The sequence below is a fragment of the Streptomyces sp. NPDC024632 genome (assembly GCF_055559175.1).
In genome coordinates, this window is record NZ_JBVHLD010000006.1 from 202462 (window position 1) to 224065 (window position 21604).

Consider the following 21604-nt stretch of genomic DNA (forward strand, 5'->3'; position numbering starts at 1 on the left):
CCGTCAGGCGCGGCCCTAGAGGGCGAGGGACTGGTGGAAGACGCGGGGGGTGGCGGGGAGGGTGTAGCGGAGTGACAGGGGGCCGGAAGGGGTGAGGGCGGCGGAGGGGAGGCCGCCGGGGGCGGGGAGGGCCGGGAGGGGGGCGTAGGCGACGGCGCCGCCCGGCTTGGGCTGGGCCCAGTGGTGGACGGTGGTGTGGCCGGAGGCGAAGACGTGGATACGGCCACGGCGGTCGGTGACGACGGCCAGCCCGTCCTGGACCTCGGCGCCGCCGAGATCGCGCCAGGGGCTCCAGACGCCGGCGGTCAGCACCCGGGTGCTGACCCCCTTGGCCGCGTTGCGCGCGAAGAGGTGCACGCTGCCGTCAGGGGCCGCGACGGCGACCGGCGCACCGGTCCTGCGCGTACGGTCCGGGTGCGTCTCGGGACTGCCGAGCGAGGACCAGCCCCCGTCGCGCCACATCACGATGTCGCGGGTGTTCGGCCCGCCGTGCCCCTCCAGGACGGCGAAGCGCAGCGCGAACAGCAGGGTGCCGCCGTCGCGGGTCCGTACACAGGACAGCGCCGGGGCCAGCGTCCCGCCGCCGAGATCCTGGGGCGGCCCCCAGACCCCGCTGCCCGGCCGGGTCTCCTCGCGCCGCACCGCCCGCGTACCGAGCACTTCGTACGCGGCCCCGCCGACCACGATCCGGCGCGCCCCCGGATAGCGGCGGTGCGTCGAGCGGATCCACCCCTTGGGGTTGGCCAGCGGCTCGTTCTCGCCCTGGCCGTAGTCACCGCAGCCGCCCGGATTCCCGCAGCGCCACGCCTGGTTGCCGCCGTACTGGAAGAGGAAGCGCGCCTTGAGCGCCACGGTCGCGGGCGGCAGGTTGTACGGCCAGTGGTGGTTGTAGTAGCCGCGGTACGCGGTGGTGCTGAAGGCGGGCACCGCCCGGCCGGGGCCGTTCGCCGACTCCGACACCCACTGCGCCATCGCCTTCCAGGTGAACAGCGCCGTCGCGGTGTGGTCCCGGTGGTCGGAGAAGCCGGGCTGCTCACTGGCGGTCGGATGCCGCTTGTCGTGCACCTGGATGTCGGGGTCCGGATCGAGCGTCCTGATCTCCGTCGGGCGGAAACGTTCCATCAGCCCGGCCAGGACGTCCACCAGCTTCTGGTGGGTGTACGTGCCGCGGCCGTTGGCGGGCGCGGGCGCGTTCTGCGCCACCACGTACGACAGCACGGTGCCCGGCACCTCCCACATCATCGGCAGGCTCGCGCTGGAGCTCAGCTCGTGCATCGACACCTGGAGGAACACCAGGCGCGCGTGCATCGCGCCGTGCCGCAGCTCGTCCACCTCCGCGTGCAGACCGCCGCCGACGTCGATCACGTCGGTGGTCCACCGGGTGAAGTGCGGCAGCCCCAGCATCGTCGCGTACGCCTGCCGCAGGCCCTGGTGGCGGGAGGAGGAGTACGCGGCCTGGTCCCTGCGGTGGCGCCTGCGCGGGCCGAACGGTTCGTGGTTGACGCCTGTCGACTCGCCCGCCGTCACGTACACCGACACCACGGGCGTGCCCGCCTGGAGCGAGTGCAGCGTGTCCGGGTTCATGAAGAACAGGTCGTCGTCCGGGTGCGCCATCACCTGGAGCACCAGCGGGTCGCCCTGCGGGCGGTACGGCTGCGTCGCCAGCGGGTCCGCCGGGGCCGGGAGCCGGCGCGGGGCGGTGTCCTGGGCCTGGGAGGTGCAGCCGCTCAGGGCCGCTGCCGCGGCCGTCGCTCCCGCCGTCGCCACCGCTGCCGTCAGCAGGGAGCGGCGGGAGGGGTGGTCTGGGCTGTGGTGGTCCTTCACGCCCGCTAAGAGCCGCTTCGCGGCGGTCAGGTTGCCTCCCTCCTCCGCCGACACCTTGCGCAGGACGGCGCCCCGTCAGGGGCGCGGGCAACCCCCACCGGCGGGTGGTCCGGGGACAACCGGTCTGCCCCGCTGGGGCGGGTGGTGACGTGCGGGAGCGTCGTGGCTGGTGGCGCAGTTCCCCGCGCCCCTTGAAAGATCGGCTCGCCGTCCGGGCGAAAGGGGGTGGGCCTCGTCAGGGGCGCGGGCAACCCACCACCGGCCGGTGGTCCGGGGACAACCGGTCTGCCCCGTTGGGGCGGGTGGTGAGGTGCGGGAGCGTGGTGGCTGGTGGCGCAGTTCCTCGCGCCCCTTAAATGATCGGCTCGCCGTCCGGGCGAAAGGGGGTGGGCCCCGTCAGGGGCGCTGGGGGCACCTCCCGGCCGAAGGCTGGGGGAGGAACTGCGCGGGTAACCCACCACCGGCCGGTGGTCCGGGGACAACCGGTCTGCCCCGCCGGGGCGGGTGGTGACGTGCGGGAGCGTGGTGGCTGAGCGCGCAGTTCCCCGCGCCCCTGAAGACCTGGCCCTGCGCGAGGGCGCCGGCTTTGGGGGGACCCCCGGAGGGGTCAGTGGCGGATGAGGCGGTCGGCGGCGCGGGTGGTGAGGAGGAGAAGGAGGGCGGTGAGGAGGGCGGTGGGGAGGAGGAGCTGGGCGGCGGAGCCGGGGTGGAGGCCGTGGACGAGGGGCGGGTCGAGGAGGAGGGCGAGGGCGGTGACGGAGACGAGGGGCCCGGCGGCGTACCAGGCGAGGAAGATCAGCGGGCCGGGCCCGCCGACGGGGGAGCCGCCGCCGAGGAAGAGGAGCTGGGTGCGGGCGGGGCCGCGGCACGCGGAGAAGAGGGCGGCGGCGGTGAAGGGCGGGGCGCACAGGGGCATGAGCAGCAGCGCCGAGGGGGTGCCGGTCACGGCGAAGGGGACCGCGGCGAGCAGGCCGAGGAGCGCGCCGAGGACGGCGGGCACGACGGCGTGGTGCAGCATCAGCGTACGGAAGCGGAACGGCGCCCAGGCGGCCCGCCGCACATCGTCGGTCTCCAGCCGCGCGGCCTCGGCGAGCGCGCCGACCGCCATGTAGCCGAAGAGCAGGCCGAGGACGAGGCCGACGACCCGCCGCTCCCCGCCGAGGTCCACGCCGAGCCCCGCGGTGGCGGCGCCGCACGCGGTCCAGACGGCGGCCTTGCCGAGCCGCCCGGGAGCCCGCAGCAGCGCCAGCAGGTCGCGCCACTCGACGACGAAGTGCCGGCCGAGCCGCCCGCGCGGCGGACGCAGCCGCAGCCCGCGGGCGGTGGACGCGCCGCCCGCCTCCATGATCGCCAGCTTGGCGGCGCGCAGCTCCATCGACCACATCACGGAGGACACGGTGGTGGCCGTCGCCGCCCGCTCCCTGAGCTGCGTGGTCGGCACGCGGGCCGCGTCCCCGTACGCGCGGACGGTGGCGACGGCGGTGAGCGCCACCAGCAGCACGACCGCGGCGGGCCAGCCGGGCACCGAGCCGCCGGTGGCCCGTACGACCGGCTGCGCGGCCCAGCCCCACGGCCCCGACCACAGCTCGATCCACTCCAGGACCGACGAGCGGTGGCCGGTCGCGGCCAGGACGGTCTGGGCGGTCAGCGCGCCCAGCAGCAGGACGGCGGGCGCGGTCCACCGCTGGACGGCCCGGATCAGCCGGGGCCGCCGCTCGACGGCCATGCCGAGCGCGACCGCGAGCAGCGGCAGGCACAGCGCGGCCGGGAGCACCCCGAGCAGGGCGGGGCCGATCGCCGCGCGCCCGGTGACGCGCAGTACGACGCCGCCCGCGACCCCCACCAGCAGGCCGGGGATCAGCGCGATCCCGGCGGAGAGCCGGAACCACGGGCGCAGCACCGCCGCCCGCCGTACCGGCTGGGCCAGCAGCCAGCCCACGGTGGGGCCCGGCACGACGACCGGGCCGCGCCACAGCGCGTCGCGCGCCGCGAAGAGCGCGAGGGCGACGGTCAGGGTCGTGAACAGCGCGGGCAGCCCGCGCTGGAGGTCCCGGCCGACCCCGCTGTAGTCCGCGCCGTTCTCCAGCTCCCGCAGGAAGTGCACGGCCACCCCGCTGCCGTACCCGATGCCGCCGAGCAGCACGGAGTACAGCAGGACGGCCAGGTCCCGGCCCTGTTCCCTGCGGTGTGCCCGGCGCTTGTGCTTCAGCCAGGCCAGCGTCTCGGCCGTCCGGTCGTCGTCCTCCTCGCTCCAGACGTCGTCGGGGTCCGGGTCCCCGAGGTCGGACGCGACGTCGGTTGCGACGCCGGAGTCGTCGCCGTCGTCCACCGGGTCCCGGCCGTCCGCCTGCGGCGGGATCGACGCGGCCGTCACGGGCGCAGCCCCAGCTCGCGCAGGACCGTGGCGGGCGCGCCGGTGGCGATCACACGGCCGTCCTCCAGGGCGATCATGCGGTCGGCGACGGCCTCGGCGAGGTCGGGCTGGTGGGTGGCGAGCAGTACGGCGACGCCGTCGGCCTTCTCCGCGACGAGCAGTTCGGCCAGGCGGCGCCGGGCGTCGGGGTCGAGGCGCTGCTCGGGCTCGTCGAGGACGAGCAGGTCGCGGGGGCGGACGAGGGCGGCGGCCAGCAGCAGGGACTGCATCTGGCCGGAGGAGAGCGAGCCCGGCAGGGCGTTGGCGTGGTCGGACAGCCGCCGGTCGGCCAGCACCTGGTCGATCCAGGCGGCTGCGTCGTCCACGGCGTGCGCGACGGTGACCAGCTCCAGATGCTCGCGGACGGTCAGGTCCGGGTAGCAGGCGACGGTGTCGCCGACGACCGCGACCCTGGCGCGTACCTCGGGGTCGTCCTCGCTCATGGTGCGGCCCGCGAACAGCGCCTCTCCCGAGGTGGGCGCGTCCCGGCCGCTGGCGATCCGCAGCAGGGTGGACTTGCCGGAGCCGTTGTGGCCGAACAGGGCCGTGCAGCGGCCCGGCGCCAGGCTCAGGTCGAGCGGCAGCAGCGCCTTGCGTTCCCCGTAGGTCCTGCTCACCTTCCGCAGTCGCAGGAGCGCGCCCGCACCCTTGGTCGCCTTCATGCGGGGCCTCCGTGCCGAGGTGGGTGGATACGTCGTGACCTTAGTACGACGGGTACGGCCGCCCGGCCGCCGGTCGGCACAGCGCCGCCGCATTGGTATAGACCTATAGCGGGTCGCCCGGATAGCATGCGAGCGCAATCGCACCACCTCCGCACGGTCCCTGACTGTCTGTCAGGGAATCACCCTGTTCAAGGAGTTGGAACGTGAGACAACGCATCGGACTGCTCGCCGCCGCCGCGGTGGCGATCCTGGCCCCGCTCGGCGCCGCGACCTCCGCCAGCGCCGCGGGCGAATTCCACGTCTCGGGCGTCTACTACACGCAGGAACAGTGCCAGGCGGCGGGCGCCGCGGGCGTCGCGCTCTGGGGTCCCAACTACTTCTGCTCCCAGGCCAACGGCTTCGTGTACCTCTACACGCACTGACCCCGTGACCCCGCGGACCCGCTGATCCCACCGGGCTCACCGGCGGCACGGGACCGGGGGCGCGGCGCGGGCCCGCCCCCGGTCGTCACCGGTACGACACCCGAACGTCTTCCTGCGGTGGTTCGTTCAGGACAGAATCACCCCTCGTGACGATGACGGATGCCACGGAGACCGCTCATGCCAGCGGGAACGGCCCTGCGGCGCTGCTGCGCGGGCTGCTGGTCGGCGGGGCGTTCGGCGCCGGGGTGGCGGCGATCGTGGTCGGCGGCACCATCGGCAAGGTCGCGGTGTGGGGCAGCGGCATCGCGGCCCTGGCGCTGCTGGTCCTGACCACGGCCGCGTTCAGCGCGCGGCGCCGGGTGCGGCGGCCGGTCGTGGAGCGGGTCAAGGCCGTCGCCATGATCGAGAGCAGGCGCGCCACCAGCGGGGAGTACGCGGACGTGCCGGTGGCCTTCGACCTGACCGTGGCGCCGGACGACCGGCCCGCGTTCCGGGCCCACGTCCACCGGTCGGTGAATCTGGTCGACCTCCCCGACTTCCCGGTGCGCGGCATCGTGGTGGTCGAGTACCGGCCCGACAGGCCGTGGGACGTCACGATCGTCAGCGAGCCGGACGCGGAGTGGGCGAGCCGGGCGGCGCGGGCGTCGCTGGACTCGGCGCCGGAGTCCACGCGGGTCCGCAATCCGGAGAAGGCCGGACCCTGGTGCGCGATCGCCGTCCTCGGCATGCTGGCCGGCGCCGCGGTCGTCGTCCTGGTCTTCCGCGGCGACCTCTTCACGGACGACCCGGCGAAGCCCTCCTCGTCCGCGACGAGCCCCGGCGCCTTCGGCGGTTCCGGCCGTTCCGGCGGTTCCGGCGCCACGAGCACGACCGTCTCGCGGAGCGTGACCACGGCCGACGTCAGCACCTCGATCCTCATCGGAGGGCAGTTGCGCGCCACCTCCGACGCGCTGCTCAAGGCCGGGGTGTCCACCGCCGTCAGCGTCAGCGTCACCGACCGCCGCATGACGGCCCGCGGCACGAAGCCGGACGAGTGGGCACCGGGCCAACTGCCCGTGGTGCTGACCGACCTGCCGTACGAGCGGATGCCGGAACTCGTCAGGGAGGCCAGGACCAATCTCGGGGTCACGGGCGCGGGCGCCGGCTCCTGGAGGATCGACATCGCCCGCGACGCGAAGACCAGGGCCGTGGTGATCCGGGTGACCGTCACCGGCGGCAACGGCACGGCCGACGTGCAAGCGGACGGAACAGGACGTATCACCGCGACCCACTCGCTGTGAGGGCCGCCGCCGCACGCCTCAACGAGCCCAGGTTTGGCGGCTGAACGCGGAGGGGTAAGCTTTCCGGCCCGATTGGCCACGGCCATGCCCCATATGGCACACTGTCCAAGTTGCTCGGTCGAGCGCCGATGCTGCGCGCCTCCCGTCGGGAGGACCGGAAGCGAGTCCCACAGTACTCGTCGCCTTAACTGCCCCTCGGGGCAGCGCTGGGGCGGACGTACGGGAATCTTCCGGGAAGCGTGAGCGCGGTTCCGACCAGGCATCCGGTGGGTGTTATCTCCCACGCAACCCCCTGAAGAGGGATTTCCGCATGCGGAAATTCACGGAAGGGGCGCGACACGCCCGACCGCGTGGGTCGGCGAAGCGGATGTCAGAGCGTAAACAGAGACAAGGACTACGGAGTAGCCATGGCGGGACAGAAGATCCGCATCCGGCTCAAGGCCTACGACCACGAGGTCATCGACTCCTCGGCGAAGAAGATCGTCGAGACGGTGACGCGTACTGGTGCGCAGGTCGCGGGCCCGGTGCCGCTGCCCACTGAGAAGAACGTGTACTGCGTCATCAAGTCGCCGCACAAGTACAAGGACTCGCGCGAGCACTTCGAGATGCGCACGCACAAGCGCCTGATCGACATCCTCGACCCGACGCCCAAGACCGTTGACTCGTTGATGCGCCTGGACCTTCCGGCCGGCGTCGACATCGAGATCAAGCTCTGAGAGGCGCGGAGAAGATGACCAAGCAGATCAAGGGCATCCTGGGCGAGAAGCTCGGCATGACCCAGGTCTGGGACGAGAACAACCGTGTCGTCCCAGTGACTGTCGTCAAGGCCGGTCCGAACGTTGTGACCCAGGTCCGTACGAACGACGCCGACGGTTACGAGTCGGTTCAGCTCGCCTTCGGCGAGATCGACCCGCGCAAGGTGAACAAGCCCCTCAAGGGCCACTTCGCGAAGGCCGACGTCACCCCCCGCCGCCACCTGGTGGAGCTGCGCACCGCGGACGCCGCGGAGTACACGCTCGGCCAGGAGATCACCGCCGAGGTGTTCGAGGCAGGCGTCAAGGTCGACGTGACCGGCAAGAGCAAGGGCAAGGGCTTCGCCGGTGTCATGAAGCGTCACAACTTCAAGGGCCTCGGCGCCGGGCACGGCGTGCAGCGCAAGCACCGCTCGCCGGGCTCCATCGGTGGCTGCGCCACCCCCGGCCGTGTCTTCAAGGGCATGCGCATGGCGGGCCGCATGGGCAACGAGCGGGTCACCACCCAGAACCTGACCGTCCACGCCGTTGACGCGGAGAAGGGACTGCTGCTCATCAAGGGCGCTATCCCCGGTCCGAACGGCGGCCTCGTCCTGGTCCGCACCGCGGCCAAGGGGGCCTGAAGGCTATGAGCACCATCAACGTCCTGTCGCCGTCGGGCGACACCGCCGGGACCGTAGAACTCCCGGCCGAGATCTTCGACGCCAAGGTCAGCATCCCGCTGATCCACCAGGTCGTCGTCGCGCAGCTCGCCGCCGCCCGCCAGGGCACGCACAAGGTGAAGACGCGTGGCGAGGTCCGCGGTGGTGGCCGCAAGCCGTACCGCCAGAAGGGCACCGGCCGCGCCCGTCAGGGCTCGACCCGCGCCCCGCAGTTCGCCGGCGGTGGCGTCGTCCACGGTCCCGTACCGCGTGACTACTCGCAGCGCACCCCCAAGAAGATGGTCAAGGCCGCCCTCCGCGGCGCCCTGACCGACCGTGCGCGGCACAACCGCATCCACGTCGTCTCCGGCGTCGTCGAGGGCTCCGCCCCGTCGACGAAGGCCGCCAAGAGCCTGCTCGGCAAGATCAGCGAGCGCAAGAACGTGCTCCTGGTCATCGAGCGCGCCGACGAGGCCGCGTGGCTTTCCGCCCGCAACCTGCCCCAGGTGCACATCCTGGACGCAGGCCAGCTCAACACGTACGACGTGCTCGTCTCCGACGACGTGGTCTTCACCAAGGACGCCTTCGAGCGTTTCGTGGCGGGATCCGGTCCTGAGTCGGCCTCCGGCAAGGCCGTCGCCTCCGAGGATGAGCTCGAAGGGAGCGAAGCCTGATGAGCGACGACACGACCACCACCGGACCCGTGATCACCAGCAAGACGTACACGGACCCCCGTGACCTCTTGATCAAGCCGGTGGTCTCGGAGAAGAGCTACGCGCTGCTGGACGAGAACAAGTACACGTTCGTCGTCGACCCGCGCGCGAACAAGACCCAGATCAAGCAGGCCGTCGAGGCGGTCTTCTCGGTCAAGGTCACCGGGGTCAACACGATCAACCGGCAGGGCAAGCGCAAGCGCACCCGCACCGGTTTCGGCAAGCGCGCCAACACCAAGCGCGCCATCGTGACCCTTGCCGAGGGCGACCGAATCGACATCTTCGGCGGCCCGGTCTCCTAACGGAGGCCGGATCGTGTCGAAGTCCTGAATTCATCCGAGGACTGAGAAATGGGTATCCGCAAGTACAAGCCGACGACTCCGGGCCGTCGTGGCTCCAGCGTCGCCGACTTTGTCGAGATCACGCGGTCCACGCCGGAGAAGTCGCTGGTCCGCCCGCTGCACAGCAAGGGCGGCCGTAACAACGCCGGTCGTGTGACCGTCCGCCACCAAGGCGGTGGCCACAAGCGCGCCTACCGTGTCATCGACTTCCGTCGCCATGACAAGGACGGCGTGCCCGCCAAGGTCGCGCACATCGAGTACGACCCCAACCGCACCGCGCGCATCGCGCTGCTGCACTACGCGGACGGCGAGAAGCGCTACATCCTCGCCCCCGCGAAGCTCCAGCAGGGTGACCGGATCGAGAACGGCCCCAACGCCGACATCAAGCCGGGCAACAACCTGCCGCTGCGCAACATCCCGGTGGGTACGACGATCCACGCGATCGAGCTGCGGCCCGGTGGCGGCGCGAAGATCTCCCGCTCCGCGGGCGCTTCCGTCCAGCTACTGGCGAAGGAAGGCACCATGGCCACCCTTCGCATGCCGTCCGGTGAAGTCCGCATGGTCGACGTCCGCTGCCGCGCCACGATCGGCGAGGTCGGCAACGCCGAGCAGTCGAACATCAACTGGGGCAAGGCCGGCCGCATGCGCTGGAAGGGCGTCCGCCCGACCGTCCGCGGTGTCGCCATGAACCCGGTGGACCACCCGCACGGTGGTGGTGAGGGCAAGACCTCCGGTGGTCGCCACCCGGTCTCCCCGTGGGGTCAGAAGGAAGGTCGTACTCGCTCGCCGAAGAAGGCATCGAGCAAGTACATCGTCCGCCGCCGCAAGACGAACAAGAAGCGCTAGGAGCGGGTTTAGATGCCGCGCAGTCTCAAGAAGGGGCCCTTCGTCGACGACCACCTGATCAAGAAGGTGGACGTACAGAACGAAGCAGGCACCAAGAACGTCATCAAGACCTGGTCCCGCCGCTCGATGATCATCCCGGCGATGCTGGGTCACACGATCGCGGTGCACGACGGCCGTAAGCACGTCCCGGTGTTCGTCACTGAGTCGATGGTCGGCCACAAGCTCGGCGAGTTCGCACCGACCCGCACCTTCCGCGGGCACGAGAAGGACGACCGCAAGTCGCGGCGTCGCTGAGCGGGCTGAACCGTGACGACGAAGACAGACACTGAAGGGACAACCATGGAAGCCAGGGCCCAGGCGCGGTACATCCGCGTCACGCCCATGAAGGCCCGCCGCGTGGTGGACCTCATCCGTGGCATGGACGCCACGGAGGCTCAGGCGGTCCTGCGTTTCACCCCGCAGGCCGCGAGCGTGCCGGTCGGCAAGGTGCTGGACAGCGCCATTGCCAACGCCGCGCACAACTACGACCACACCGACGCCGAGTCGCTGTTCATCAGCGAGGCGTATGTGGACGAGGGTCCGACCCTCAAGCGGTTCCGGCCGCGCGCCCAGGGCCGCGCCTACCGCATCCGCAAGCGGACCAGCCACATCACCGTGGTCGTCGCCAGCAAGGGAGAGACCCGGTAATGGGCCAGAAGGTAAACCCGTACGGGTTCCGCCTCGGCATCACCACGGACTTCAAGTCCCGCTGGTACGCCGACAAGCTGTACAAGGACTACGTCAAGGAAGACGTGGCCATCCGCAAGATGATGACGCAGGGCATGGAGCGCGCCGGTATCTCCAAGGTGGAGATCGAGCGCACCCGTGACCGCGTCCGCGTCGACATCCACACCGCCCGGCCGGGCATCGTCATCGGCCGTCGCGGCGCGGAGGCCGACCGCATCCGCGGTGACCTGGAGAAGCTGACCGGCAAGCAGGTCCAGCTCAACATCCTCGAGGTCAAGAACCCGGAGATGGACGCTCAGTTGGTGGCCCAGGCCGTCGCCGAGCAGCTCTCCTCGCGCGTCTCCTTCCGCCGTGCCATGCGCAAGAGCATGCAGGGCACCATGAAGGCCGGCGCCAAGGGCATCAAGATCCAGTGCGGTGGCCGCCTCGGCGGCGCCGAGATGTCCCGCTCCGAGTTCTACCGCGAGGGCCGTGTCCCGCTGCACACCCTGCGCGCCAACGTGGACTACGGCTTCTTCGAGGCCAAGACCACCTTCGGCCGTATCGGTGTCAAGGTGTGGATCTACAAGGGCGACGTCAAGAACATCGCCGAGGTCCGCGCCGACAACGCCGCGGCCCGTGCGGGCAACCGCCCGGCGCGTGGTGGCGGCAACGAGCGTCCGCAGCGCCGCGGTGGCGAGCGCGGTGGCCGCGGTGGCGGTGGCGGCCGTCGTCCTCAGACCGACGGCGCGTCCGGCTCCCCGGCCTCCAAGACGGATGTTCCTGCCGTCGAGGCCCCGGCAGCAGCCGCGGAGACCCCCGGAACGGAAGGCTAAGTACCATGCTGATCCCCCGTAGGGTCAAGCACCGCAAGCAGCACCACCCCGGGCGCGACGGAATGGCCAAGGGCGGCACGGAGCTGGCGTTCGGCGAGTACGGCCTTCAGGCCGTCACGCCCGCCTACGTGACCAACCGGCAGATCGAGTCCGCTCGTATCTCCATCACCCGTCACATCAAGCGCGGCGGCAAGGTCTGGATCAACATCTACCCGGACCGCCCGCTGACCAAGAAGCCCGCCGAGACCCGCATGGGTTCCGGTAAGGGTTCTCCCGAGTGGTGGATCGCGAACGTCAAGCCCGGTCGGGTGATGTTCGAGCTGTCATTCCCGAACGAGAAGGTTGCTCGTGAGGCGCTGACCCGCGCCGCGCACAAGCTTCCGATGAAGTGCCGCATCGTGCGGCGCGAGGCAGGTGAGTCGTGATGGCGGCCGGTACCAAGGCTTCCGAGCTGCGCCAGCTTGGTGACGAGGAGCTCGTCAACAAGCTGCGCGAGGCGAAGGAGGAGCTGTTCAACCTCCGCTTCCAAGGGGCCACCGGGCAGCTCGAGAACAACAGCCGGCTCAAGGTGGTCCGCAAGGACATCGCCCGGATCTACACGTTGATGCACGAGCGTGAGCTGGGCATCGAGACTGTGGAGACGGTGGAGAGCGCCTGATGAGCGAGAAGAATGTGACTGAGACGACCGACGAGCAGCGCGGCTTCCGCAAGACCCGCGAGGGCCTTGTGGTCAGCGACAAGATGGACAAGACCGTAGTGGTCGCCGTCGAGGACCGTGTGAAGCACGCCCTGTACGGCAAGGTCATCCGCCGCACCAACAAGCTCAAGGCGCACGACGAGCAGAACGCCGCGGGCATCGGCGACCGGGTCCTCCTCATGGAGACCCGGCCGACCTCCGCGACCAAGCGGTGGCGCGTCGTCGAGATCCTCGAGAAGGCCAAGTAATCCCTGAGGGCACTCCCTCAGGACCGTTCCGTCAGGCTCGGCGGTGGCCCGCTCCCCGTGAGTGGGCCCCGCCGGGAACCGACGCGACAAACAGGAGATAGACGTGATCCAGCAGGAGTCGCGACTTCGTGTCGCCGACAACACTGGTGCCAAGGAGATCCTTTGCATCCGTGTTCTCGGTGGCTCGGGTCGCCGCTACGCGGGAATCGGTGACGTCATCGTCGCCACCGTCAAGGACGCGATCCCCGGTGGCAACGTGAAGAAGGGCGAGGTCGTCAAGGCGGTCATCGTCCGGACCGTCAAGGAGCGCCGTCGCGCCGACGGCTCGTACATCCGGTTCGACGAGAACGCCGCCGTCATCCTCAAGAACGACGGCGACCCCCGCGGCACCCGTATCTTCGGCCCGGTGGGCCGTGAGCTGCGCGAGAAGAAGTTCATGAAGATCGTCTCGCTCGCGCCGGAGGTGCTGTAACCGATGAAGATCAAGAAGGGCGACCTGGTCCAGGTCATCACCGGTAAGGACAAGGGCAAGCAGGGCAAGGTCATCGTTGCCTACCCCGCGCTCGACCGTGTCCTCGTCGAGGGTGTCAACCGGGTCAAGAAGCACACCAAGGCCGGCCAGACCGACCGCGGTTCGAAGACCGGCGGCATCATCACCACCGAGGCGCCCATCCACGTCAGCAACGTGCAGCTCGTTGTTGAGAAGGACGGCAACAAGGTCGTGACCCGCGTCGGCTACCGGTTCGACGACGAGGGCAACAAGATCCGCGTTGCCAAGCGGACCGGTGAGGACATCTGATGACTGACACCGCTACGACGCACGCACAGCCGCGTCTCAAGACGCGCTACCGCGAGGAGATCGCGGGCAAGCTGCGCGACGAGTTCTCGTACGAGAACGTCATGCAGATTCCCGGTCTCACCAAGATCGTGGTCAACATGGGTGTGGGCGACGCCGCCCGCGACTCCAAGCTGATCGAGGGCGCCATCCGCGACCTCGCCACGATCACCGGCCAGAAGCCGCAGGTCACCAAGGCCCGGAAGTCCATCGCGCAGTTCAAGCTGCGTGAGGGTCAGCCGATCGGCGCCCACGTCACCCTCCGCGGTGACCGCATGTGGGAGTTCCTGGACCGCCTGCTGTCGCTCGCGCTCCCGCGTATCCGCGACTTCCGCGGTCTGTCGCCGAAGCAGTTCGACGGCCGGGGCAACTACACCTTCGGTCTCACGGAGCAGGTCATGTTCCACGAGATCGACCAGGACAAGATCGACCGCGTCCGGGGTATGGACATCACCGTGGTCACCACGGCGACCAACGACGATGAGGGCCGCGCCCTCCTTCGTCACCTCGGCTTCCCGTTCAAGGAGGCGTGAGCCGTGGCGAAGAAGGCTCTCATTGCCAAGGCCGCTCGTAAGCCGAAGTTCGCTGTGCGCGCGTACAACCGCTGCCAGCGCTGCGGCCGGCCGCACTCCGTCTACCGCAAGTTCGGCCTGTGCCGCGTGTGCCTTCGTGAGATGGCCCACCGTGGCGAGCTGCCGGGCGTGACCAAGAGCTCCTGGTAGTCCGGGCAATCCGGATCACCAGGAACTCTCGGTAAGCATCTGGACGGTCGGGGGCCCAACCTTTTTCCCGTAAGGTAGAAGGGTTGGGCGTCCGCCGCCCGATTCGACTTACTACGCCGTAGGTCCCCGTACCGCACCCGTCCCGACGTGTCCGCCACCGTGCGGCGCACCTCTCGGGGAGAGGGATGGCACAGATAGGAAACCCCGGCGAGAGAGGCCCAGGGCCAACTCATGACCATGACCGACCCCATCGCGGACATGCTGACCCGTCTGCGTAACGCCAACTCGGCGTACCACGACGACGTCGAGATGCCGTTCAGCAAGATCAAGTCGCACATCGCGGAGATCCTCCAGCAGGAGGGTTACATCACCGGCTGGAAGGTCGAGGACGCCGAGGTCGGCAAGAACCTCATCCTCGAGCTGAAGTTCGGTCCGGAGCGGCAGCGCTCCATCGCCGGGATCAAGCGGATCAGCAAGCCTGGTCTGCGGGTCTACGCGAAGTCCACCAACCTGCCGAAGGTGCTCGGCGGCCTGGGCGTGGCGATCATCTCCACGTCCCACGGGCTGCTCACCGGCCAGCAGGCGCAGAAGAAGGGCGTGGGTGGGGAAGTCCTCGCCTACGTCTGGTAACCGGGAAAGCGAGGTATAGCAATGTCGCGCATCGGCAAGCTGCCCATCTCGGTTCCCGCCGGAGTGGACGTCACCATCGACGGCCGCACGGTCGCTGTGAAGGGCCCCAAGGGTTCCCTTTCGCACACCGTTGCCGCGCCGATCGAGATCGCCAAGGGCGAGGACGGCACTCTGCTGGTCACCCGCCCCAACGACGAGCGTGTCTCGAAGGCCCTGCACGGCCTGTCCCGCACGCTGGTGGCGAACATGATCACCGGCGTGACCGCGGGCTACAGCAAGCAGCTCGAAATCAGCGGTGTCGGCTACCGCGTCCAGGCGAAGGGCTCCAACCTGGAGTTCGCCCTGGGCTACAGCCACCCGATTCTCGTCGAGGCCCCCGAGGGGATCTCCTTCAAGGTCGAGAACCCGACGAAGTTCTCCGTCGAGGGCATCGACAAGCAGAAGGTCGGCGAGGTGGCCGCCAACATCCGCAAGCTGCGGAAGCCCGACCCGTACAAGGCCAAGGGCGTCAAGTACGCCGGCGAGGTCATCCGCCGCAAGGTCGGAAAGGCTGGTAAGTAGCCATGGCATACGGTGTGAAGATCGCCAAGGGCAAGGCGTACAAGGGTGCGGCACTCAAGCGTCGCCACATCCGCGTCCGCAAGCGGGTCTCGGGCACGGAGGCGCGTCCGCGTCTGGTCGTGACCCGTTCCAACCGTGGCATCGTGGCGCAGGTCATCGACGATCTCGCGGGCCACACGCTCGCGTCCGCGTCGACCCTCGACGCGTCCATCCGCGGCGGCGAAGGCGACAAGAGCGCCAAGGCCAAGCAGGTCGGCCAGCTCGTGGCCGAGCGTGCGAAGGCCAAGGGCGTCGAGGCTGTCGTGTTCGACCGTGGCGGCAACCAGTACGCGGGGCGCATCGCCGCCCTGGCGGACGCCGCCCGCGAAGCCGGACTGAAGTTCTGATCCGGTTCCGTAGCTAGCGGAAAACGAAGAGAGGTAATTCCAATGGCTGGACCCCAGCGCCGCGGAAGCGGTGCCGGTGGCGGCGAGCGACGGGACCGTAAGGACCGGCGGGACGGCGGCCAGCAGGCCGAGAAGACCGCCTATGTCGAGCGTGTCGTCGCGATCAATCGCGTCGCCAAGGTTGTGAAGGGTGGTCGTCGCTTCAGCTTCACCGCGCTGGTCGTGGTGGGTGACGGTGACGGCACCGTGGGTGTCGGTTACGGCAAGGCCAAGGAGGTGCCGGCCGCCATCGCCAAGGGTGTGGAGGAGGCCAAGAAGCACTTCTTCAAGGTCCCCCGTATCCAGGGCACCATCCCGCACCCGATCCAGGGCGAGAAGGCCGCGGGCGTCGTCCTGCTCAAGCCCGCTTCCCCCGGTACCGGTGTGATCGCCGGTGGCCCGGTGCGCGCCGTCCTGGAGTGCGCCGGTATCCACGACGTGCTGTCCAAGAGCCTCGGCTCGGACAACGCGATCAACATCGTGCACGCCACGGTGGCCGCGCTCCAGGGGCTTCAGCGCCCCGAGGAGATCGCCGCCCGCCGCGGTCTGCCGATCGAGGACGTCGCGCCCGCCGCCCTGCTGCGTGCGCGTGCCGGGGTGGGTGCGTAATGGCTCGCCTCAAGGTCACCCAGACCAAGTCCTACATCGGCAGCAAGCAGAACCACCGTGACACCCTGCGGTCGCTCGGCCTGAAGCGGCTGAACGACGTGGTGGTCAAGGAGGACCGGCCGGAGATCCGCGGCATGGTCCAGACCGTCCGCCACCTCGTCACGGTCGAGGAGGTCGACTGATCATGGGTAACGAAAGCCCGATCAAGATCCACAACCTCCGTCCGGCCCCCGGCGCCAAGACCGCCAAGACCCGTGTGGGTCGTGGCGAGGCGTCCAAGGGCAAGACGGCCGGTCGTGGCACCAAGGGCACCAAGGCCCGCTACCAGGTTCCGGAGCGCTTCGAGGGCGGGCAGATGCCCCTCCACATGCGTCTCCCGAAGCTCAAGGGCTTCAAGAACCCGTTCCGCACCGAGTACCAGGTCGTCAACCTGGACAAGCTCGCGACCCTCTACCCCGAGGGCGGCGAGGTCACGGTGGCCGATCTGGTCGCCAAGGGCGCGGTACGCAAGAACCAGCTCGTCAAGGTGCTCGGCACCGGCGAGGTGACCGTGGCGCTCCAGGTGACCGTGGACGCGGTTTCCGGGTCCGCCCAGCAGAAGATCACCGCCGCCGGCGGTACCGTGACCGAACTCATCTGAGTCAGATGTCACACGACGACCGGGGATGCCCAGCACCTAGGGGCATCCCCGGTCGTTGTTTCCTTGTATTTCCTTGGCCGATTGGTCATTCCTAGGGAGCCCGCCTCGCGGGTAGGGTGACGTCGGTTGTTACTGTTCGCAGAGCCTGTGTGCTTTCGCGGGTGGTACAGCCGTATGGCCAGCGCCGTATCTGCCCGTATCAGTCAGTACCTCATCAGACCGTCCTTCCGCCGTGCGCGGGGGGTGCAGGAGGCACCGTGCTCACCGCGTTCGCACGGGCGTTCAGGACGCCCGACCTGCGGAAGAAGCTGCTGTTCACGTTGGGCATCGTGGTGATCTATCGCCTCGGTGCGCATGTTCCGGTGCCGGGGATCGACTACTCGGTGGTCAACCAGTGCATTAAGGACACGAAGAGCAGCAACAGCCTCTTCGGCCTGGTGAACATGTTCAGCGGCGGCGCTCTTCTCCAGCTCACGATCTTCGCGCTCGGGATCATGCCGTACATCACGGCGAGCATCATCCTGCAGCTCCTCACGGTGGTGATCCCACGCCTGGAGGCCCTCAAGAAGGAGGGCCAGGCGGGCACCACCAAGATCACGCAGTACACCCGGTACCTGACCGTCGCGCTCGCGGTCCTCCAGGGCACCGGCCTCGTCGCCACCGCCCGCTCCGGCAGCCTGTTCTCCAGTTGCCAGAACAAGTTCGACATCGTGCCGAACCAGTCGATCTTCACCACCGTGACCATGGTGACCACCATGACCGCGGGCACCGTGATGATCATGTGGCTCGGCGAGCTGATCACCGACAAGGGCATCGGCAACGGCATGTCGATCCTGATGTTCGTGGCCATCGCCGCCGGATTCCCCGGCTCGCTGTGGGCGATCAAGGTCTCCGGCAAGATCGCCGGCGGCTGGGTGGAGTTCCTCGCGGTGATCGCCGTCGGTCTCGCGATGGTCGGCCTGGTGGTCTTCGTCGAACAGGCCCAGCGCCGAATTCCGGTGCAGTACGCGAAGCGCATGATCGGCCGCCGCTCGTACGGCGGCACCTCCACGTACATCCCCCTGAAGGTCAATCAGGCGGGTGTGATCCCGGTCATCTTCGCGTCGTCGCTGCTCTACATCCCGGCGCTGATCGTGCAGTTCTCCGGGTCGACCGCGGGCTGGGCGCAGTGGATCAGCCGCAACATGACCAAGGGCGACCACCCGATCTACATGGCCGCCTACTTCCTGCTGATCGTGTTCTTCGCCTTCTTCTACGTCGCTATCTCGTTTAACCCCGAGGAAGTGGCGGATAATATGAAGAAGTACGGTGGCTTCATCCCCGGCATCCGGGCCGGCCGCCCCACCGCGGAGTACCTGAGTTACGTGCTGAATCGCATCACGTGGCCGGGATCGCTGTATCTGGGTCTCATCGCTCTCGTGCCAACGGTCGCCATCGCGGTCTTCAACGGGAGCAACGGCAGCTTCCCGCTGGGCGGCACCAGCATCCTGATCATCGTGGGTGTCGGTCTGGAGACGGTGAAGCAGATCGAGAGCCAGCTCCAGCAGCGTAACTACGAAGGGTTCCTCCGCTGATGCGAATCGTCCTGGTCGGTCCCCCCGGCGCGGGCAAGGGGACGCAGGCCGCGTTCCTCGCCAAGAACCTGTCGATCCCGCACATCTCCACGGGAGACCTGTTCCGCGCCAACATCAGTCAAGGGACCGACCTGGGCAAGCAGGCGAAGGCGTTCATGGACGCCGGTGACCTGGTACCTGACGAGATCACCATCGGCATGGCGGAGGACCGCCTGGAGCAGGCGGACGCGGCGGAGGGCTTCCTGCTCGACGGCTTTCCGCGCAACGAGTTCCAGGCCCGCGCGCTGGACGCGTACATGGCCGGGCACGGGATCGCGCTCGACGGTGTGCTCGACCTGGAGGTCCCCGAGGACGAGGTTGTCAAGCGGATCGCCGGCCGCCGGGTGTGCCGCAACAACAGCGCGCACGTCTTCCATGTCGAGTACAGCAAGCCCGCCACCGAGGGCGTCTGCGACGTCTGCGGCGGCGAGCTGTACCAGCGCAGCGACGACGCGGAGGACAAGGTCCGCAACCGGATCGAGGTCTACCACCGCGAGACCGAGCCGATCATCGACTACTACAAGCAGCAGGACCTTGTGGTGACGATCTCGGCGCTCGGCCCGGTGGCCGAGGTCACGCAGCGCGCGATGGACGCGCTGCGCGCGGGCGAGCGGCGGTAGCCGCCGCAGAGCACGGCATCGGCCGTGGTGCCCTGACGGGCGCCACGGCCGTATCGTTGAGTGGGCACATGCCGTCCCCGAGGGGGCTGGCGGTGCCCGAGCACTGACGTACACAAGGAAGGCGCCAGCCGTCATGGTGGAGATCAAGACCCCCGAGCAGATCGCCAAGATGCGCGAGGCCGGGTTGGTCGTGGCGGCGATCCACCGGGCGACGCGCGCCGCGGCGGTGCCCGGCGCCACCACCAAGGACCTGGACGAGGTCGCCGCGAAGGTGATCGCCGACCACGGCGCCAAGCCGAACTTCCTGGGGTACGGCGGCTTCCCCGGCAACATCTGCACGTCGGTCAACGACGTGGTGGTGCACGGCATCCCGGACCGCGAGACGGTGCTCAAGGACGGCGACATGATCGCCATCGACGCCGGCGCCATCGTGGACGGCTGGCACGGCGACGCGGCCTTCACGTGCTTCGTGGGCAGCGGGCACGCGCCGGAGCTGATCGAGCTGAGCCGGGTCACCGAGGAGTCCATGTGGGCGGGCATCGCCGCCTTCCGCAAGGGCAACCGGTTGGAGGACATCTCCAAGGCGATCGAGGGCTACATCCGCCGCCAGCCGCGGCCCGCCTCCGGCAAGTACGGCATCGTCGAGGACTACGGGGGCCACGGCATCGGCACCCAGATGCACATGGACCCGCACCTGCTGAACTACGTCACCAAGAAGCGCGGGCGCGGCATCAAGCTGATCCCCGGCGTCTGCCTCGCCATCGAGCCGATGGTCACCCTCGGCACCCCCCGCACCCACGTCCTCGCCGACGAGTGGACGGTCAAGTCCGACGACGGCTCCTGGTCCTCCCACTGGGAGCACTCCATCGCCCTCACCGAGGACGGCCCCCTCGTCCTGACCGCCGAGGACTGCGGCAAGGCCAAACTGGCCGAGTACGGCATCACGGCCGCTCCGGACCCGCTGGCGTGATGATCCACCGGTCTGACGTTCCCCTGCTTAAGGATCTTCGGGGCAGGGCATACATCCCTGATTCGTCTTTCCGGGTGGCGTGACGTAGACTGACACGTCGGCTCTCGCGTGTCTTTTGGCATGTCTGGGGCCGACCAAGGTAGCCGATCCCGAAAGCAGGACATGGCCAAAAAGCAAGGCGCCATCGAAATCGAGGGCACCGTGATCGAGTCTCTGCCGAACGCGATGTTCAAGGTGGAGCTGCAGAACGGTCACAAGGTCCTCGCGCACATCAGCGGCAAGATGCGGATGCACTACATCCGCATCCTCCCGGATGACCGGGTCGTTGTGGAGCTCTCTCCGTACGACCTGACGCGCGGACGGATCGTCTACCGATACAAGTAGCAACGAGTAGATCTCAAGACCCGGAGAACCTCACCTCATGAAGGTCAAGCCGAGCGTCAAGAAGATCTGCGACAAGTGCAAGGTGATCCGCCGTCACGGCCGGGTCATGGTCATCTGCGACAACCTGCGCCACAAGCAGCGCCAGGGCTGACGCACGCCGACCTACCTGCATCCGCAGAACTTCGCGCGACGCACACACGTACATACGCAGTGCCCATCTCCTGCCACAAGGGGATGACACCTCCGGCGGAGGCCGGGGACCTGGTCGTACCACCGCTCAGCACACGAGCGGTCGGCGGTCAGGAGCCGGCACTGCGGAAGACCTCCGAAACCATCAGGAGCCAAGAAAATGGCACGCCTTTCAGGCGTTGACCTCCCGCGTGAGAAGCGCGTGGAGATCGCCCTCACCTACGTCTTCGGCATCGGGCGCTCCCGCTCCCAGCAGGTGCTGAAGGAGACCGGTGTGAACCCCGACATCCGCGTCCGCGACCTGGCCGAGGAAGACCTCGTCAAGCTGCGCGAGTACGTCGATGCCAACTTCAAGACCGAGGGTGACCTCCGTCGCGAGGTGCAGGCCGACATCCGCCGCAAGGTGGAAATCGGCTGCTACCAGGGTCTGCGCCACCGTCGTGGCCTGCCGGTCCACGGTCAGCGCACTCACACCAACGCCCGTACCCGCAAGGGTCCGCGTCGCGCCATCGCCGGTAAGAAGAAGCCGGGCAAGAAGTAGTCCTCAGCGGACGCTCATCAGCGGTCTTCGCTGTAGGACCGACCACCTCCACCGGGAGAAGTTGACACATGCCTCCTAAGGGCCGTCAGGGCGCAGCCAAGAAGGTGCGCCGCAAGGAAAAGAAGAACGTCGCTCATGGGCACGCCCACATCAAGAGCACGTTCAACAACACGATCGTCTCGATCACCGACCCCGCGGGCAACGTGATCTCCTGGGCCTCCGCCGGCCACGTCGGCTTCAAGGGCTCGCGCAAGTCCACCCCCTTCGCCGCGCAGATGGCCGCCGAGTCGGCCGCCCGCCGGGCGCAGGAGCACGGCATGCGCAAGGTCGACGTCTTCGTGAAGGGTCCCGGCTCCGGCCGCGAGACCGCGATCCGCTCCCTCCAGGCCACGGGCCTCGAGGTCGGTTCGATCCAGGACGTCACCCCGACCCCGCACAACGGCTGCCGCCCGCCCAAGCGCCGCCGCGTCTGACAAGCTGATACA

The 21604-nt window shown here is 69.0% G+C and carries 33 protein-coding genes; 30 read left to right on the forward strand and 3 right to left on the reverse strand.

What is annotated here, in order from left to right; translation table 11 throughout:
• Positions 1-15: 15 nt before the first annotated feature.
• The 3 genes from ACZ37P_RS14730 to ACZ37P_RS14740 all read right to left on the reverse strand — a co-directional run bounded on the left by ACZ37P_RS14730 (position 16) and on the right by ACZ37P_RS14740 (position 4899).
• The gene (locus ACZ37P_RS14730; RefSeq protein ID WP_467346686.1) at positions 16-1878 is read right to left on the reverse strand and encodes a PIG-L family deacetylase; all 1863 of its coding nucleotides are present in this window, start codon (positions 1876-1878) and stop codon (positions 16-18) included.
• A gap of 553 nt (positions 1879-2431) precedes the next feature.
• Entirely contained in the window at positions 2432-4198 is a 1767-nt protein-coding gene (locus tag ACZ37P_RS14735) for a hypothetical protein (RefSeq protein ID WP_467346688.1), read from the reverse strand.
• Positions 4195-4899, reverse strand: a complete 705-nt coding sequence (locus tag ACZ37P_RS14740; RefSeq protein WP_355340228.1) for an ABC transporter ATP-binding protein — start codon at positions 4897-4899, stop codon at positions 4195-4197. Before ACZ37P_RS14740 ends, ACZ37P_RS14735 begins: the two co-directional genes overlap by 4 nt.
• Positions 4900-5102: 203 nt before the next feature.
• Here ACZ37P_RS14740 and ACZ37P_RS14745 point away from each other — a divergent pair, with 203 nt between their 5' ends.
• From ACZ37P_RS14745 to rpsK, 30 genes are all read left to right on the forward strand, one after another.
• Entirely contained in the window at positions 5103-5321 is a 219-nt protein-coding gene (locus ACZ37P_RS14745) for a hypothetical protein (protein ID WP_355340225.1), read from the forward strand.
• Between the two features lie 146 nt (positions 5322-5467).
• Complete coding sequence (locus tag ACZ37P_RS14750) at positions 5468-6601, forward strand: hypothetical protein (RefSeq protein WP_467346690.1); 1134 nt, start codon at positions 5468-5470, stop codon at positions 6599-6601.
• 407 nt (positions 6602-7008) lie between these two features.
• Positions 7009-7317, forward strand: a complete 309-nt coding sequence (gene rpsJ / locus ACZ37P_RS14755; RefSeq protein ID WP_014144312.1) for a 30S ribosomal protein S10 — start codon at positions 7009-7011, stop codon at positions 7315-7317.
• A gap of 14 nt (positions 7318-7331) precedes the next feature.
• Entirely contained in the window at positions 7332-7976 is a 645-nt protein-coding gene (gene rplC, locus ACZ37P_RS14760; RefSeq protein WP_188284641.1) for a 50S ribosomal protein L3, read from the forward strand.
• A 5-nt stretch (positions 7977-7981) separates the two neighbouring features.
• A complete protein-coding gene (gene rplD / locus ACZ37P_RS14765) occupies positions 7982-8668 on the forward strand; it encodes a 50S ribosomal protein L4 (RefSeq protein ID WP_355340218.1) in 687 nt (228 codons plus the stop codon).
• Positions 8668-9009, forward strand: coding sequence for a 50S ribosomal protein L23 (gene rplW, locus ACZ37P_RS14770; protein WP_188284643.1), 342 nt, complete (start codon positions 8668-8670; stop codon positions 9007-9009). The genes rplD and rplW overlap by 1 nt, the downstream gene beginning before the upstream one ends.
• Positions 9010-9057: 48 nt before the next feature.
• Positions 9058-9894 (forward strand): 50S ribosomal protein L2, encoded by an 837-nt coding sequence (gene rplB, locus ACZ37P_RS14775; protein ID WP_073492405.1) that lies wholly within the window; start codon positions 9058-9060, stop codon positions 9892-9894.
• A gap of 12 nt (positions 9895-9906) precedes the next feature.
• Positions 9907-10188, forward strand: a complete 282-nt coding sequence (gene rpsS, locus ACZ37P_RS14780; RefSeq protein WP_033177798.1) for a 30S ribosomal protein S19 — start codon at positions 9907-9909, stop codon at positions 10186-10188.
• Between the two features lie 45 nt (positions 10189-10233).
• Positions 10234-10581, forward strand: a complete 348-nt coding sequence (rplV, locus tag ACZ37P_RS14785; RefSeq protein ID WP_188284646.1) for a 50S ribosomal protein L22 — start codon at positions 10234-10236, stop codon at positions 10579-10581.
• Entirely contained in the window at positions 10581-11435 is an 855-nt protein-coding gene (rpsC, locus tag ACZ37P_RS14790) for a 30S ribosomal protein S3 (RefSeq protein ID WP_355340213.1), read from the forward strand. Before rplV ends, rpsC begins: the two co-directional genes overlap by 1 nt.
• Positions 11436-11440: 5 nt before the next feature.
• Entirely contained in the window at positions 11441-11860 is a 420-nt protein-coding gene (rplP, locus tag ACZ37P_RS14795) for a 50S ribosomal protein L16 (protein ID WP_188284648.1), read from the forward strand.
• Entirely contained in the window at positions 11860-12093 is a 234-nt protein-coding gene (rpmC, locus tag ACZ37P_RS14800; RefSeq protein WP_093713214.1) for a 50S ribosomal protein L29, read from the forward strand. Before rplP ends, rpmC begins: the two co-directional genes overlap by 1 nt.
• Positions 12093-12380, forward strand: coding sequence for a 30S ribosomal protein S17 (rpsQ, locus tag ACZ37P_RS14805; RefSeq protein ID WP_188284650.1), 288 nt, complete (start codon positions 12093-12095; stop codon positions 12378-12380). Before rpmC ends, rpsQ begins: the two co-directional genes overlap by 1 nt.
• A gap of 103 nt (positions 12381-12483) precedes the next feature.
• A complete protein-coding gene (gene rplN / locus ACZ37P_RS14810; RefSeq protein ID WP_031524788.1) occupies positions 12484-12852 on the forward strand; it encodes a 50S ribosomal protein L14 in 369 nt (122 codons plus the stop codon).
• Between the two features lie 3 nt (positions 12853-12855).
• A complete protein-coding gene (gene rplX, locus ACZ37P_RS14815; RefSeq protein ID WP_188284651.1) occupies positions 12856-13179 on the forward strand; it encodes a 50S ribosomal protein L24 in 324 nt (107 codons plus the stop codon).
• Positions 13179-13748 (forward strand): 50S ribosomal protein L5, encoded by a 570-nt coding sequence (rplE, locus tag ACZ37P_RS14820; protein WP_188284652.1) that lies wholly within the window; start codon positions 13179-13181, stop codon positions 13746-13748. Before rplX ends, rplE begins: the two co-directional genes overlap by 1 nt.
• 3 nt (positions 13749-13751) lie before the next feature.
• On the forward strand, positions 13752-13937 hold the full coding sequence (locus ACZ37P_RS14825) for a type Z 30S ribosomal protein S14 (RefSeq protein ID WP_030890724.1): 186 nt from the start codon (positions 13752-13754) through the stop codon (positions 13935-13937).
• Positions 13938-14168: 231 nt separating this feature from the next.
• Positions 14169-14567 carry a 30S ribosomal protein S8 gene (gene rpsH, locus ACZ37P_RS14830; RefSeq protein ID WP_355340206.1) on the forward strand — a complete coding sequence of 133 codons (399 nt, stop codon included), beginning with the start codon at positions 14169-14171 and terminating at the stop codon, positions 14565-14567.
• A gap of 21 nt (positions 14568-14588) precedes the next feature.
• On the forward strand, positions 14589-15128 hold the full coding sequence (rplF, locus tag ACZ37P_RS14835; protein ID WP_188284654.1) for a 50S ribosomal protein L6: 540 nt from the start codon (positions 14589-14591) through the stop codon (positions 15126-15128).
• Between the two features lie 2 nt (positions 15129-15130).
• On the forward strand, positions 15131-15514 hold the full coding sequence (gene rplR / locus ACZ37P_RS14840; RefSeq protein ID WP_188284655.1) for a 50S ribosomal protein L18: 384 nt from the start codon (positions 15131-15133) through the stop codon (positions 15512-15514).
• Between the two features lie 42 nt (positions 15515-15556).
• Positions 15557-16162: a 30S ribosomal protein S5 gene (rpsE, locus tag ACZ37P_RS14845; RefSeq protein ID WP_093713222.1), complete on the forward strand. Its 606-nt coding sequence runs from the start codon at positions 15557-15559 to the stop codon at positions 16160-16162.
• The gene (gene rpmD, locus ACZ37P_RS14850) at positions 16162-16344 is read left to right on the forward strand and encodes a 50S ribosomal protein L30 (protein ID WP_030890715.1); all 183 of its coding nucleotides are present in this window, start codon (positions 16162-16164) and stop codon (positions 16342-16344) included. Before rpsE ends, rpmD begins: the two co-directional genes overlap by 1 nt.
• 2 nt (positions 16345-16346) lie before the next feature.
• Positions 16347-16802 (forward strand): 50S ribosomal protein L15, encoded by a 456-nt coding sequence (rplO, locus tag ACZ37P_RS14855; protein WP_355340200.1) that lies wholly within the window; start codon positions 16347-16349, stop codon positions 16800-16802.
• Positions 16803-17059: 257 nt separating this feature from the next.
• Positions 17060-18376 carry a preprotein translocase subunit SecY gene (gene secY / locus ACZ37P_RS14860; protein ID WP_093713225.1) on the forward strand — a complete coding sequence of 439 codons (1317 nt, stop codon included), beginning with the start codon at positions 17060-17062 and terminating at the stop codon, positions 18374-18376.
• A complete protein-coding gene (locus ACZ37P_RS14865) occupies positions 18376-19035 on the forward strand; it encodes an adenylate kinase (RefSeq protein ID WP_355340197.1) in 660 nt (219 codons plus the stop codon). The genes secY and ACZ37P_RS14865 overlap by 1 nt, the downstream gene beginning before the upstream one ends.
• Before the next feature lie 133 nt (positions 19036-19168).
• Positions 19169-20005 (forward strand): type I methionyl aminopeptidase, encoded by an 837-nt coding sequence (map, locus tag ACZ37P_RS14870; protein WP_467346700.1) that lies wholly within the window; start codon positions 19169-19171, stop codon positions 20003-20005.
• Positions 20006-20167: 162 nt separating this feature from the next.
• Positions 20168-20389 carry a translation initiation factor IF-1 gene (gene infA / locus ACZ37P_RS14875; protein ID WP_003956442.1) on the forward strand — a complete coding sequence of 74 codons (222 nt, stop codon included), beginning with the start codon at positions 20168-20170 and terminating at the stop codon, positions 20387-20389.
• Positions 20390-20426: 37 nt separating this feature from the next.
• Entirely contained in the window at positions 20427-20540 is a 114-nt protein-coding gene (gene rpmJ, locus ACZ37P_RS14880; protein ID WP_003956441.1) for a 50S ribosomal protein L36, read from the forward strand.
• A 198-nt stretch (positions 20541-20738) separates the two neighbouring features.
• Positions 20739-21119, forward strand: a complete 381-nt coding sequence (gene rpsM, locus ACZ37P_RS14885) for a 30S ribosomal protein S13 (protein ID WP_188284659.1) — start codon at positions 20739-20741, stop codon at positions 21117-21119.
• 68 nt (positions 21120-21187) lie between these two features.
• Entirely contained in the window at positions 21188-21592 is a 405-nt protein-coding gene (rpsK, locus tag ACZ37P_RS14890; RefSeq protein WP_006376016.1) for a 30S ribosomal protein S11, read from the forward strand.
• Positions 21593-21604 lie beyond the last annotated feature (12 nt).

Excerpts from the sequence above, each read along its gene's own strand:
- ACZ37P_RS14740 (WP_355340228.1), bottom strand. The coding sequence starts at position 4,899 with ATGAAGGCGACCAAGGGTGCGGGCGCGCTCCTGCGACTGCGGAAGGTG.
- rpsJ (WP_014144312.1), top strand. The coding sequence starts at position 7,009 with ATGGCGGGACAGAAGATCCGCATCCGGCTCAAGGCCTACGACCACGAG.
- rplC (WP_188284641.1), top strand. The coding sequence starts at position 7,332 with ATGACCAAGCAGATCAAGGGCATCCTGGGCGAGAAGCTCGGCATGACC.
- rplD (WP_355340218.1), top strand. The coding sequence starts at position 7,982 with ATGAGCACCATCAACGTCCTGTCGCCGTCGGGCGACACCGCCGGGACC.
- rplW (WP_188284643.1), top strand. The coding sequence starts at position 8,668 with ATGAGCGACGACACGACCACCACCGGACCCGTGATCACCAGCAAGACG.
- rplB (WP_073492405.1), top strand. The coding sequence starts at position 9,058 with ATGGGTATCCGCAAGTACAAGCCGACGACTCCGGGCCGTCGTGGCTCC.
- rpsS (WP_033177798.1), top strand. The coding sequence starts at position 9,907 with ATGCCGCGCAGTCTCAAGAAGGGGCCCTTCGTCGACGACCACCTGATC.
- rplV (WP_188284646.1), top strand. The coding sequence starts at position 10,234 with ATGGAAGCCAGGGCCCAGGCGCGGTACATCCGCGTCACGCCCATGAAG.
- rpsC (WP_355340213.1), top strand. The coding sequence starts at position 10,581 with ATGGGCCAGAAGGTAAACCCGTACGGGTTCCGCCTCGGCATCACCACG.
- rplP (WP_188284648.1), top strand. The coding sequence starts at position 11,441 with ATGCTGATCCCCCGTAGGGTCAAGCACCGCAAGCAGCACCACCCCGGG.
- rpmC (WP_093713214.1), top strand. The coding sequence starts at position 11,860 with ATGGCGGCCGGTACCAAGGCTTCCGAGCTGCGCCAGCTTGGTGACGAG.
- rpsQ (WP_188284650.1), top strand. The coding sequence starts at position 12,093 with ATGAGCGAGAAGAATGTGACTGAGACGACCGACGAGCAGCGCGGCTTC.
- rplX (WP_188284651.1), top strand. The coding sequence starts at position 12,856 with ATGAAGATCAAGAAGGGCGACCTGGTCCAGGTCATCACCGGTAAGGAC.
- rplE (WP_188284652.1), top strand. The coding sequence starts at position 13,179 with ATGACTGACACCGCTACGACGCACGCACAGCCGCGTCTCAAGACGCGC.
- rpsH (WP_355340206.1), top strand. The coding sequence starts at position 14,169 with ATGACCATGACCGACCCCATCGCGGACATGCTGACCCGTCTGCGTAAC.
- rplF (WP_188284654.1), top strand. The coding sequence starts at position 14,589 with ATGTCGCGCATCGGCAAGCTGCCCATCTCGGTTCCCGCCGGAGTGGAC.
- rplR (WP_188284655.1), top strand. The coding sequence starts at position 15,131 with ATGGCATACGGTGTGAAGATCGCCAAGGGCAAGGCGTACAAGGGTGCG.
- rpsE (WP_093713222.1), top strand. The coding sequence starts at position 15,557 with ATGGCTGGACCCCAGCGCCGCGGAAGCGGTGCCGGTGGCGGCGAGCGA.
- rpmD (WP_030890715.1), top strand. The coding sequence starts at position 16,162 with ATGGCTCGCCTCAAGGTCACCCAGACCAAGTCCTACATCGGCAGCAAG.
- rplO (WP_355340200.1), top strand. The coding sequence starts at position 16,347 with ATGGGTAACGAAAGCCCGATCAAGATCCACAACCTCCGTCCGGCCCCC.
- ACZ37P_RS14865 (WP_355340197.1), top strand. The coding sequence starts at position 18,376 with ATGCGAATCGTCCTGGTCGGTCCCCCCGGCGCGGGCAAGGGGACGCAG.
- map (WP_467346700.1), top strand. The coding sequence starts at position 19,169 with ATGGTGGAGATCAAGACCCCCGAGCAGATCGCCAAGATGCGCGAGGCC.
- infA (WP_003956442.1), top strand. The coding sequence starts at position 20,168 with ATGGCCAAAAAGCAAGGCGCCATCGAAATCGAGGGCACCGTGATCGAG.
- rpmJ (WP_003956441.1), top strand. The coding sequence starts at position 20,427 with ATGAAGGTCAAGCCGAGCGTCAAGAAGATCTGCGACAAGTGCAAGGTG.
- rpsM (WP_188284659.1), top strand. The coding sequence starts at position 20,739 with ATGGCACGCCTTTCAGGCGTTGACCTCCCGCGTGAGAAGCGCGTGGAG.
- rpsK (WP_006376016.1), top strand. The coding sequence starts at position 21,188 with ATGCCTCCTAAGGGCCGTCAGGGCGCAGCCAAGAAGGTGCGCCGCAAG.